An 11,267-nucleotide genomic window follows, 5' to 3' on the forward strand; every position below is an offset into this window, starting at 1 on the left:
CCTGTGCAGACCCGCATTATAGGCGAGGGGTTTTGGGGTGTGGGCGCTCAGGCGTTGGCCTGTTCCGGCGAGCGGGGGCGTGGCTGTGACAGGCTGGTCAGCAGCAGCTTGAGAAAGACCGCCGGGTCGATGGGCTTGGTGGCGAAGTGGTTCATGCCGGCCGCCAGGCAGTGCTCCCGGTCTTCTGCGAAGGCGTTGGCGGTCATGGCGATGATCTGCACGTCGCTACCGGCGGGTAGCGCCCGGATGCGGCGGGTTGCTTCGAGGCCGTCCATTTCGGGCATCTGCATATCCATCAGGATCAGGTCGTAGCGGCGTTCGCCGGCCATCCGCACCGCCTCGACCCCGTTTTCGGCGGTGTCCACGCGGAAACCGATATCTTCGAGGAGGATCTGGGCGACTTCGCGGTTAACCGGTTCATCTTCCACCAGCAGGATGGGTCTTCCGGAATACATCTGGCGCAGCAAGGCTTCGCAATCATCGGGATGTGCCGTGTCGGGCAAGGCAGCGTCGGGCGATTTCTTGAGGCGGGCGGTGAACCAGAAGATACTGCCTTTCCCGGGTTCGCTACGGACGCCCACCTCACCGCCCATCGCCGTGGCGATGTGGGCGGTAATGGCGAGCCCCAGGCCGGTGCCGCCATATTTGCGGGTAGTCGAGCCGTCAGCCTGCTCGAAGGCATTGAACAGACGTGCCTGGGCATCGGGTGCGATGCCGATGCCGGTATCCTCGACCTCGAAACGCAGGGTGACGTGTTCGGCCTCGTCCGCCTCAACGCGCATGCGCAAGGCCACGCTACCCTGCTCGGTGAATTTCACGGCATTCGACGCATAGTTGAGCAGGCATTGCTGCAGGCGTGTCTGGTCGCCGATCAGATGCACCGGTAGGTTGTCGGGCAAGGTGCAGGTCAGTTGCAGGTGTTTTTTGAGCACGCGCTCGTGCAGCATGGAGCGGATGTTCTCGAAGAGCGTGGCGGGTTCGAATGCCGTTTCCTCCAGCACCAGCTTGCCGGCCTCGATCTTGGAGAGGTCGAGCACCATGTTGATGACTTCGAGCAGATGTTCGCTGGCGGCTTCCAGCTTGCCGAGGCGGCCGCTCTGCTCCGGAGCCAGCCCGGCACGCCGGATCAGCAGTGCCATGCCGTTGATGGCATTGAGCGGAGTGCGGATTTCATGACTCATGTTGGCCAGGAAGATGCTCTTGGCACGATTGGCCTGCTCCGCGGTTTCCTTGGCCTTGGACAGGGCCACGGTACGTTCGGTGACGCGCGCCTCGAGCTGGGTATTAAGGTCGCGCAGCTCCTGTTCGCGGGTCAGGATGGCGTCGGCCATGTGGCCGATGTCGGAAGAGAGTCGGTTGAATTCCACGATCCGTCCCCGTGGCCACTGTTTGGCCGTTTGTCCTAGCAGGCTGCTGAAATACTTCCCCATCCTGTCGACGAAACAGCGGGTTTGATCGTTATAGAGATTCACCGAGATTACCGAGAGCACAAAGCGGATCATGCGCGGAGCCGACACCTTCACCGAGAGTTTGTTTACGATGCGTCGCCTGGACGACTTTGTGCCGGCGCAGCACCCGTTGCGGCCGATCCGGGCGATGGTGAATCGGGCGCTCAAGGATATCGAACCCCTGCTCAGCGGCATGTATGCCGCCGACGTCAAAGGCGGTCGCCCCAGCATTGCCCCGGAGAAACTCCTGCGTGCCATGCTGCTGCAAATCTTCTACAGCATTCGCTCGGAACGGCAATTGATGGAGCAGACCCAGTACAACCTGCTCTTTCGCTGGTTCATCGGCCTATCGATGGACGATGCAGTCTGGGTGCCCACCGTCTTCACCAAGAATCGCGAACGCCTGATTGCCCACGATGCCGTGATCGAACTCTTCAATGCGGTACTGGCCATTGCCGAGAAGCAGAACTGGCTATCAGGCGAACATTTCAGTGTCGACGGCACGCTCATCCAGGCTTGGGCGGGACACAAGAGTTTCCTGCGCAAGGACGGCGGAGATGATGAAGGCGGCGGCAATTTCAAGGGCCAGTCACGCAGCAATGACACCCACGCCTCACGTACCGACCCGGATGCCCGACTGTACCGCAAGGGCAATACCGCCAGTGAGTTGCGCTACATGGGACACACCTTGAGCGACAACCGCCACGGACTCATTGCCAGTGCGGTCGTGACCACGGCCGATGGCTATGCCGAGCGGGAAGTTGCCAAGGCCCTGATCGCCGATGCCCGCCAAGTCGCCGGCGAAACGGCTGAAATCACCCTCGGCGCGGACAAGGGCTACGATGCCCAGGAATTCATTGCGGCACTCATCGAACTGAATGTCATTCCCCATGTGGCGCAGAACACCAGCCATCGCCGTTCTGCCGTGCCGGACGACATTGCCGGCAGTGACGGTTACGCGATCTCCCAGCAAAAGCGCAAACTCATCGAACAGGGATTCGGCTGGGCCAAGTTCATTGGGCCGATACGCCAGGTGATGGTGCGCGGACTGGAGAAGGTCGATCAGTTGTTCGTGCTGACCATGGCCGCCTACAACCTGACGCGCATGCGCTCCTTGGGAGCAATCCGTCCGCTGGGGGCAATATGATAGGAAAACACCTCGGAATCCCTGTAAAACACGTGCGAACGACCGAAAATCCGCTTCGCCTTACGAAAAACGACTCCGTTCCATGCCACCGTCTGCAGTTGCAGGGCGGTATTTCAGCAGCCTGCTAGGGCAACCTGGTGTGCCCGCTGGACGATACCCGACAGCGGCCGCAGCAGGCGTCTGGCCGCGTATAGCGAGAGCAATGCGCCGATGGCCAGCGAGGCGAGGAAGCCGCCGACCACGATCAGCACCGTCATGCGGATTTCCGGGTTGGCGAAACCGGCTGGCAGGCGGGCGATGAACGACCAGCCGAGCGCTTGCGAGCGCGCGCCGCCGACGTAGTACTGCCGATCGGCAAAACTGAACTGGGTGGGGAGCTCCGTGCCCTTGAGGACGGCGTTGAGTATGGGCGAGTTGTAGAGGTTGAGGCCGCCGAGTAGCTTGGTCGATTCCGTGTCGGCCAGCAGTTCGCCCCGTTGATCGATAACCCAGATAGCCCGATGTTTGTCGGCCGGATTGCGGTCGAGGATGTTGAGCAGGTAATCGAGCGGTATTTCGGCGAGCAGGACGCGGCCGCCGCTGGCCGGCATGGCCAGGCCGACGGTGACGACACCGCTCAGCGACGAGAGGTACTTGTCGCTCCACACCGGCGCGACCCGTTGGCGGGCTTCGCGGAAGAGCGGTGTCGCCGACAGGTCGCTGCCGAGCACTTCGCGTTCAAGATGGCGATACTCGGGGGTCAGTCCGGCATTGATCACCTCGCCCTGCGGCGAGAGCAGGTACAGCGCCCGGAACACCTTGCCGCCTACCACTGCCTGACTGATCAGGGTGGCCGGTGCTTCGCTGTTAAGCAAGGCGGTGGCGACCAGGGCCAGCTGTTCCTGTTGCGCCAGCATCTGCATTTCGATGCGGAAGGCCAGTTCGCGGGCATCGCTTTCGGCGCGGGTGCGAATTTCTGATTCCAGTTGTGGAATCCGGATCAGCAGGAAGATCGAGCCGACGATGAGGAAGGTCAGCATCGACGTGACGGCGAGTAGCACCCCCAAGTAAGCATGCAAGGGCCATTCACGCAGTTGGGTTTTCATCACTTCACCTGTACCGGAGCATCGCCGCGAATCTCGGTGAAATAAACCTTGCGGGTCGCATCGCCATTGGCGTCGAAGCGGATTTCCTGCTGCACGCCCTGATACGGCCCGTATGTGAGCAGCGCCCGTTTCATGCCTTCGCCGGCCTGCCGTTTTTTCATGGCGGCGAACACGATGTTGGCCGTATCGTAGGCGAGCAGCGAAAATGAGCCGAACTCGCGCTGGAAGCGTTGCTTGAAGGCATTCCGGAAGTTCTGGTAGGCCGCGCTGTCGTCGCTGCGGTTGTAGGCGTGGGTCATCAGCAGGCCATCGACGGCGCTGCCGCCCATTTCGATCAGCGCCTCGGCCGAGGCCGCCCATTCGGACGAGCTGAGCGGCAAGCCGGGAGCCTGCCGCCGGGCCTGCTGGGCCAGGCGCGCGGTATCGAGCGTGCTGGCCACCAGCACGAGGGCATCGGGTTTCGCTGCGAGCAGGCGGGCGACGACATCCGAAAAGCGGGTGCTGCCGGCCGACTCGAACCCGGCGGTCGCGCTGGTGCTACCGCCCAGTTTCTCGAACTCGGCCGAGAAAGCCTCGACCCAGGTGCCGCTGAAGGGCAGGTTCGAGGCATCGAACGCCAGCCCGGCCCGCCGCGCGCCACGTTCGTAAAGCACCCGGGCATGCTGGATGGCGGCTTCGCGGGTGGTGCAATTGACCCGAAAGAAGTTGTCGTCCTTGCCGTAAAAATTGGTCGATGCGACCGTCGGGCTGATCATGATCTGGCCGGCCTTGTCCATCAGCGGAATGACGACGGTGGCCATTGAACTGGTGACCGGGCCGATGATGATGTCGGGGTGCAGGGCGATCAGCTCCCGGGCGGCCAGCTCGGCCTTTGCCTTGTCTTGCCCGTCGTCACGGACGATCAGTTCGATCTTGCGGCCATTGATGCCGCCCGCCTCGTTTTGCTGCTCGATGGCGAGAATCACCCCGTTGCGGACACTCTCGCCGAAGTCGGAGCCACGGTCGGAGAGACCGGCCAAGAGGGCGATGCGTATGGGTTCGGGAGGGGTGCAGGCAGTCAGTGCCCAGCCCAGGGCAAGCGACCCCGCGAGCAAGGATGTTTTTCCCAAGGTATCTCCTCCGCAGTGCCGGTTATTCTTGTTTCATGTTTGTTACAAGCTTACGCCATTCTAAGCCAGGCCTCTGCGCCGAAACGTGTCCATTTCCGCAGTTTCCGGTGATCAGGAGGGCGATCAAGGCTTGCGTGTGGTGATCGCCTTTTCCAGTCCGATCAGCAGCGAACTGACGATTGCGATAGCAAGGATCTTCAGCCATTCCTCCATTCCGATCGGCGCCGTCTGAAACAGCGCATTCATGAATGGCAGGTAAGTCAGTGCCATCTGCAGCGCGACCATGGTGCCGATGCCGGCCCAGATCCACGGGTTCGAGAACAGCCCCTGCTTCCAGAAACCCTGGGTCAGCGAGCGGCAATTGAACAGGTAGGCCGCTTCGACCATCACGAAGACATTGACGGCGACCGTGCGCGCTTCGGCCAGGGTATGTCCTTGCTCCAGTTCGTACAGGAAGAGGCCGAAGGCACCCGTCAGCAAAAGCAGCGACACGAGCACGATGCGCCGGATCAGGGCGGCGTCGAGCACCGGCTGGTCGAGCCGCCGGGGCGGGCGACGCATGATGCCGCGTTCGATCGGCTCGAAGGCGAGCGGCAGGCCGAGCAGCACGGCGGTGGTCATGTTGATCCACAGTATCTGCAGCGGCGTGATCGGCAGCGTCGCCCCGAACAGGATGGCGACGACAATGACCAGGCCTTCGCCAAAATTGGTCGGCAGCGTCCAGGTGATGAATTTGACCAGGTTGTCCCAGACACCCCTGCCCTCCTCGACGGCGGCCTCGATGCTGGCGAAATTGTCGTCGGTGAGCACCATGGCGGCGGCTTCCTTGGCGACCTCGGTACCGGCCAGGCCCATGGCGACGCCGATGTCGGCCTGTTTCAGGGCGGGGCCGTCGTTGACGCCGTCGCCGGTCATGGCGACAACTTCGCCCCGGTCTTGCAGGGCGCGCACTAGGCGCAGTTTTTGTTCCGGTTCGACGCGGGCGAACACGTCGGTTGCGTGCGCCGCTTCGGCCAGGGCGGCATCGTCGAGTACCGCCAGTTCGCGGCCGGTCAGCGCCCTGCCGGCGTCGATGCCGATCTGGCGGGCGATGGCGAGCGCGGTGACGGCGTGGTCTCCGGTGATCATCTTGACCCGGATTCCGGCCGAATGGCAGTTGCGGATGGCGCCGATGACAGCCTTTCGGGGCGGGTCGATCATGCCGACCAGGCCGACCAGGGTCAGTCCGGCAACCGACGCATCGCTCAGCTCGTCGGCAGTCGCCAGCGCGCGGCGGGCGATGAGCAGCAGGCGCATGCCCTGCTCGGCATAGGCTTGGGCAGCGCGTTCGACGGCCGCCGTATCGAGCGGCTGGCGGCTGCTGCCGTCGGTAGCCAACTGGTCGACGCAACGCGGCAGCAGCTTCTCGAGCGCGCCTTTGACGTGGAGCACGCATTCCGTATCGCCGCCATTGGCGGTGGCCATGTATTGCCGGCTGGCGTCGAAGGGCAACTCGTTCCGGCGGGGATGGGCGAGGCGCAAGGCATGTTCGTCCTCCCCTCCCTTGCGGGCCGCGACGAGCAGCGCGGCTTCGGTCGGGTCGCCGGTGATCAGCCAGCGGCCGTGCTCCTGGCGCAGCGAGGCATCGTTGCACAAGGCGCCGGTGATCAGGCATTCGCGGATAGCGCCGGTCATGGCGGCGGGCATTTCGTCATGGCGGATGTCGCCTGTCGGCGCATAGCCCTGACCACTGAGCGCATAGCCTTTGCCGCCGCACCACAGCACCCGGACGGTCATGGCATTTTCGGTCAGCGTGCCGGTCTTGTCGGAACAGATCACCGTCGTGCTGCCCAGCGTTTCGACCGCCGGCAGATGGCGGATGATCGCCCGGCGCCTCGCCATGCGGGCGACGCCGATGGCCAGGGTGACGGTCACCGCGGCCGGCAAGCCTTCCGGTATGGCGCCAACGGCCAACGCGACGGCGGCCATGAACATGTCGAAACCCGTTTCGCCGCGGGCTAGCCCAACGGCAAAGGTCAGCCCGGCCAGCGCCGTGATGGCCCACAGCAGCCAACTGGAAAAGCGCGCCATCTTGCGCGTCAGCGGGGTAACCAAGTCGGGGGCGGCGGCGATCAGCCCGGCGATGCGTCCGGTTTCGGTGGCATCCCCGGTTGCGACAACCAGTCCGCAGCCTTGCCCCATCACCACCGTGGAGCCGGCCCATGCCATGTTGGTGCGCTCGGCTAGAACGGTATCGGCCGGCAGGGCCTGGATATGCTTGTTGATCGGCTGCGATTCACCGGTCAGCATCGAGTCATCGGTGTGCAGTTCATGTTGCTGCAAGAGGCGCAGGTCGGCCGGAATCCGGTCGCCAGCCGCCAGCATGACGATGTCGCCCGGCACCAGCTTGCTGGCATCCAGCTGTCGACGATGTCCGTCGCGCCGGACGATGACCGGCGTGGTCACGCTGCGCGCCAGCGCGGCGAGCGCCCCCTCGGCCTTGGCCTCTTGCCAGTAACCGATCAGGGCGTTGACCAGGACGACACCGAAAATGACGCTGGCGTCGACTGTTTCGCCCAAGGCGGCGGTAATCACGCCAGCCGCGAGCAGAACCAGTACCAGCGGCTGTCCGAGTTGGGCGGCGAAGCGTTGCCAAGCGGGTTTGCCCGGGCGTTCGGTCAGCCGGTTGGGGCCGTGGCGGGTGAGACGATCAGCCGCTTCCGCTTCGGAAAGTCCTTGGGTGCCATCAACGTCCATTTCCCGTGTTGCCGACTCGGGGGAGTGGGCGTGCCACGCCACCTTTCGGGAAGCAGGGTCGTCCCTGCGTCTGTCGCTGTCATGAACAAGCATGGCTGTCCTGTCGTGCAAAGGCTTCCTCGCCAGTCTAGCGCAGCCCGGCCGGCAGGGGGGGATTAACCGCGCCGGCTGGCCAGGAACAGGAAAGGGAGCGTAAGGAAGGGCCAGGCCGTGGCGACCAGGCGGGTCAAGCCGTTGAAGTTGAGGAAGTGTCCCTGGCGCCAGGTCGCCAGGGCGGCAGCTGAATAGGGATTGGGCGGGGCCAGGTTGACCAGCACGGTTCCCGCCATCAGCGAGAGGGCGACAATCATCAGGCGCGGTGTCGGTGGCAGGGCGATGGCGATGGCGAGAATGGCCACGCCAAGCATCAGCCCGAGGCGGGAACCCTGTGTCAGCCAGGAAAAGGCATCGGCGGGGCTGACCAGAATGGCGGTGGCGAGCGTGGCGACGATCAGGCTGAGCAGCAGGAAGAGCGGTACGACGGCGTAGGCCACCGCCAGGCGGGCGCTCAGCATGCGCACGATGAGCCCCACCGCTACCGTATTGAAGGCGGTAATGCTGGCTTCGATCATGACGAAGCTTTCGGCGGCGAAGGGGACGGCACCGGTCAGCCCGAATAGCTGGCGGACATCGCCGGCGCCAAAGAGGAGTGTTTCGGGTGACAGCGGAACGAGCAGCCACAGCCCGAGCAGGGTCAGGCCAAGCTCGGCGTGCGGGATCGGGGCGATCAGGCGGTGCTCGAGGGCGATGACGCGGGCGAAGAAACGCGGACCGACCGCTTTCGCCCAGCATGCACCGAGCAGTCCGCCCAGACTGTTACAGGCGAGGTCGAGGTTCGAAGGCACGCGCGACGGCAGCCAGGTCTGCACGGTTTCCAGTCCGAAACTGACGCTGGCTGCAAGCAGCGTGGCAACGACCGGGGCCGTGAAGCGAGCGGGCAGGCGGCTCAGCGCCAACGTCAGGAAAAAGCCGAGCGGCAGGTAGACGGCCACGTTGGCGGCTAGGTCGAAAGTTGTCCAGTAGCGCGGCCAGCCGCCTTCGAGAAAGGCGATCGGCGAGACGCCGGTGTCGCGCCAGCCGCTGAACGGGTGCAGGCTGCCATAGACGACCAGGCCACACCAGGCGAGTGCGAGATAAGTGGCAAAACGGACGGGGCCGAGGCTGGAATGGGGCATGCCCCGATTTTATGGGCTTTCCGGCAGGGCGTCAGCTTTGCTGTCTCGAAACATTGATTTGCGGCCGGTGGCCAAATGTCCGTGTTTTGGCCACAGTGTGAATGAGGTTAGTGGCGATGCGGTTGCTCGGCGACGTGGTGCGTTTCGGCAGCAGCCCGGTGATGCAAGGCCTCGTGAATATCTTCGGCTGCTTGCTTGTGGCCGACCCATTGCGGCAGCAGCGAGCCGACGAGCATGCCGACGATGCTGATGCCGAGGCCGATCAACTGGGGCGGGACCAGGCTGGCTTCGCCGATCAGCGTTTCGACCAGCAGCCAGGAGATCAGTCCGCCGAAAATGGCAGCCAGCGCGCCCTGTGTCGTCGCCCGTTTCCAGAAGGCACCGAAGAACAGCGGCACGAAGGCGCCGGCCAGCGTTACCTTGTAGGCGTTTTCGACCATTTTGAAGATGCTGGCGTTGGAATACAGCGCAAAACCGAGCACGACCATGGCGAAACAGACGATGGAGGTTCGCATGACCTTCAGGAACTGGTGGTCGCCCATGTTGGGGTAGAAGCCGCGCACGATGTTTTCCGAGAAGGCCACCGACGGCGCCAGCAGCGTGGCCGACGAGCAACTCATGATGGCCGACAGCACGGCACCGAAGAAGATGGCCTGGGCAAAAACCGGGGTGTGCTGCAGGACCAGCGTCGGCAACACCAGTTGCGAATCGGTCTTGAGCAGGCCGTTGAACAGTTCGGGGTCGATCAGCGTCGCCGAATAGGCGATGAACATCGGCACGAAGGCGAAGCAGAAGTAGATCGTCGCGCCGATGACCGAACCCCACAGCGCGATCTTCTGGGTCCGGGCCGAGGTGATGCGCTGGAAGACGTCCTGCTGCGGGATGGAGCCGAGCATCATGGTGATCCAGGCGCCAAGGAAGGTCAGCCACAGCCACGGGTCGGGCGGCGGGAAGAAATCGAGCTTGCCAGCAGCAGAAGCGTGCTGGATCACGGTTTCGACACCGCCGGCAGGCACGGCGACGACGCTGGCGATGTAGAGCATGCCGCCCATGATGACGCCCATCTGCACGAAATCGAGGATGGCCACCGAGAGCATGCCGCCGAAGGTGGTGTAGGTGAGCACGATGGCGGCACCGAGGATCATGCCGGCCGTCTGGCTGATGTAATCGTTGGTCACGACGTTGAAGACCAGGCCGAGCGCCTTGATCTGGGCCGATACCCAGCCCAGGTAGGAGGCGACGATGCACAGCGTGGTCAGCACTTCGACGCTGCGGTTGTAACGCATGCGGAAGTAGTCGCCCAGCGTCAGGATATTGAGCTTGTAGAGTTTCTTGGCGAAAAAGAAGCCGGCGATGATCAGGCACATCGACGAGCCGAAGGGGTCGGCGACGACGCCGGTCAGCCCTTCCTTGACGAAGGTGGCGGAGACGCCGAACACGGCCTCGGCGCCGAACCAGGTGGCGAACACGGTGGCGGTGACCACCGGTAGCGGCAGGTGGCGGCCGGCGACGGCGAAGTCCTTGGCGCTATGAACGCGGGTGGCCGCGTAGAGGCCGATGCCGATGGAAAGAAGCAGGTAGAGAACGACGAACCAGATCAGCATGGGCGCGCAACCGACAAGCTAAGGGGTTGAAATTGCGCGGATTATAAGGTTATTGCGCGTTTTCGCGACGTCAAAAAGGTGGCTCGCTGTGAAAATCCATGCGCTCGCCGGTTGCCGGATGCGCAAAGCCCAGATTCATCGCATGCAGCAGCAGGCGATCGGCCATTTTTTCCGCTACACCACCGTACAGATCGTCGCCGAGAATGGGGTGTTGCAAGGACATCATATGCACCCGCAACTGGTGCGAACGGCCGGTGACCGGTTCCAGTGCGACGCGGGTCGTCTGCTTCTCGATATCGCGGCCGAGCACACGGAAGCGCGTTTGCGAGGGGCGGCCGAGATCGAAATCGACTTTCTGCTTCGGCCGGTTCGGCCAGTCCACGATCAGCGGCAGGTCCACGCCGCCTTCGTCGTAGGGCAGCAGGCCGGCTAGCACGGCGACGTAGAGCTTGTCCACCTGGCGGTCCTGGAACATCTTGGAGAGACGGCGGTGCATGTCGGCGCCGCGGGCAAAGACCAGGATGCCGGAGGTCGACATGTCCAGTCGATGCACGGTCAGCGCATCCGGGTACTCCTGTTGCACCCGGCTGAGCAGGCAATCCGCCTTGTGCTCGCCACGGCCGGGAACCGACAAGAGACCGCAGGGTTTTTCGGCAATGATCAGGAAATCGTCGGCAAAAACAACGGGCGAAGCGCCAGGGGGTGGGGGCAGATAGGCAGTCATCGGGGGGCGAGGCGAATTCGGCAGCGGGCATCCTTGAAAGCCATCGGTTCCTGGCTCCAGCCCGGTCCCGGCGAGGTCTGCATGCAGCCCCGGGCACCGTCCACCTTGCTTGTCCACCAGTACCAGGGCGCCGGCGCACCGCTGGCGGCCGTGCCGGCCAGTAGCAGGAGAAGGATGGGTAAGCGTCTGATCGACATGAA

The 11,267-nt window shown here is 63.7% G+C and carries 9 protein-coding genes; 1 reads left to right on the forward strand and 8 read right to left on the reverse strand.

The genetic code is table 11. From position 1 onward, the window contains the following. Nucleotides 1–47 precede the first annotated feature (47 nt). Nucleotides 48–1,367, reverse strand: a complete 1,320-nt coding sequence (locus AB6Q56_RS19190; protein ID WP_434514631.1) for a response regulator — start codon at nucleotides 1,365–1,367, stop codon at nucleotides 48–50. A gap of 133 nt (nucleotides 1,368–1,500) precedes the next feature. On the opposite strand from AB6Q56_RS19190, the gene AB6Q56_RS19195 reads away from it, so the two are divergent. Next, a complete protein-coding gene (locus AB6Q56_RS19195; protein WP_046535740.1) occupies nucleotides 1,501–2,595 on the forward strand; it encodes an IS5 family transposase in 1,095 nt (364 codons plus the stop codon). Between the two features lie 113 nt (nucleotides 2,596–2,708). On the opposite strand, the gene AB6Q56_RS19200 is transcribed toward AB6Q56_RS19195, so the two are convergent. The 7 genes from AB6Q56_RS19200 to AB6Q56_RS19230 form a co-directional block, all read right to left on the reverse strand. Then, entirely contained in the window at nucleotides 2,709–3,680 is a 972-nt protein-coding gene (locus AB6Q56_RS19200; protein ID WP_434514632.1) for a cache domain-containing protein, read from the reverse strand. Beyond that, nucleotides 3,680–4,789: an ABC transporter substrate-binding protein gene (locus tag AB6Q56_RS19205; protein WP_434514633.1), complete on the reverse strand. Its 1,110-nt coding sequence runs from the start codon at nucleotides 4,787–4,789 to the stop codon at nucleotides 3,680–3,682. Before AB6Q56_RS19205 ends, AB6Q56_RS19200 begins: the two co-directional genes overlap by 1 nt. A gap of 123 nt (nucleotides 4,790–4,912) precedes the next feature. Beyond that, complete coding sequence (locus AB6Q56_RS19210; protein WP_434514634.1) at nucleotides 4,913–7,525, reverse strand: cation-transporting P-type ATPase; 2,613 nt, start codon at nucleotides 7,523–7,525, stop codon at nucleotides 4,913–4,915. A gap of 155 nt (nucleotides 7,526–7,680) precedes the next feature. Continuing rightward, nucleotides 7,681–8,739, reverse strand: coding sequence for a VanZ family protein (locus AB6Q56_RS19215; RefSeq protein ID WP_434514635.1), 1,059 nt, complete (start codon nucleotides 8,737–8,739; stop codon nucleotides 7,681–7,683). Nucleotides 8,740–8,846: 107 nt separating this feature from the next. Next, on the reverse strand, nucleotides 8,847–10,343 hold the full coding sequence (locus AB6Q56_RS19220; protein ID WP_434514636.1) for a sodium:solute symporter family protein: 1,497 nt from the start codon (nucleotides 10,341–10,343) through the stop codon (nucleotides 8,847–8,849). Nucleotides 10,344–10,413: 70 nt separating this feature from the next. Further along, nucleotides 10,414–11,067, reverse strand: coding sequence for an RluA family pseudouridine synthase (locus AB6Q56_RS19225; protein ID WP_434514637.1), 654 nt, complete (start codon nucleotides 11,065–11,067; stop codon nucleotides 10,414–10,416). Continuing rightward, nucleotides 11,064–11,264 carry a hypothetical protein gene (locus AB6Q56_RS19230; protein WP_434514638.1) on the reverse strand — a complete coding sequence of 67 codons (201 nt, stop codon included), beginning with the start codon at nucleotides 11,262–11,264 and terminating at the stop codon, nucleotides 11,064–11,066. Before AB6Q56_RS19230 ends, AB6Q56_RS19225 begins: the two co-directional genes overlap by 4 nt. Nucleotides 11,265–11,267 lie beyond the last annotated feature (3 nt).

Origin of the sequence: Dechloromonas sp. ARDL1 (assembly GCF_051122455.1) — a bacterium.
GTDB lineage: Bacteria > Pseudomonadota > Gammaproteobacteria > Burkholderiales > Rhodocyclaceae > Azonexus.

Coding starts and splice junctions, on each gene's coding strand:
- AB6Q56_RS19210 (WP_434514634.1), bottom strand. CDS start 7,525: ATGGACGTTGATGGCACCCAAGGACTTTCCGAAGCGGAAGCGGCTGAT.
- AB6Q56_RS19220 (WP_434514636.1), bottom strand. CDS start 10,343: ATGCTGATCTGGTTCGTCGTTCTCTACCTGCTTCTTTCCATCGGCATC.
- AB6Q56_RS19195 (WP_046535740.1), top strand. CDS start 1,501: ATGCGCGGAGCCGACACCTTCACCGAGAGTTTGTTTACGATGCGTCGC.
- AB6Q56_RS19215 (WP_434514635.1), bottom strand. CDS start 8,739: ATGCCCCATTCCAGCCTCGGCCCCGTCCGTTTTGCCACTTATCTCGCA.
- AB6Q56_RS19200 (WP_434514632.1), bottom strand. CDS start 3,680: ATGAAAACCCAACTGCGTGAATGGCCCTTGCATGCTTACTTGGGGGTG.
- AB6Q56_RS19230 (WP_434514638.1), bottom strand. CDS start 11,264: ATGTCGATCAGACGCTTACCCATCCTTCTCCTGCTACTGGCCGGCACG.
- AB6Q56_RS19225 (WP_434514637.1), bottom strand. CDS start 11,067: ATGACTGCCTATCTGCCCCCACCCCCTGGCGCTTCGCCCGTTGTTTTT.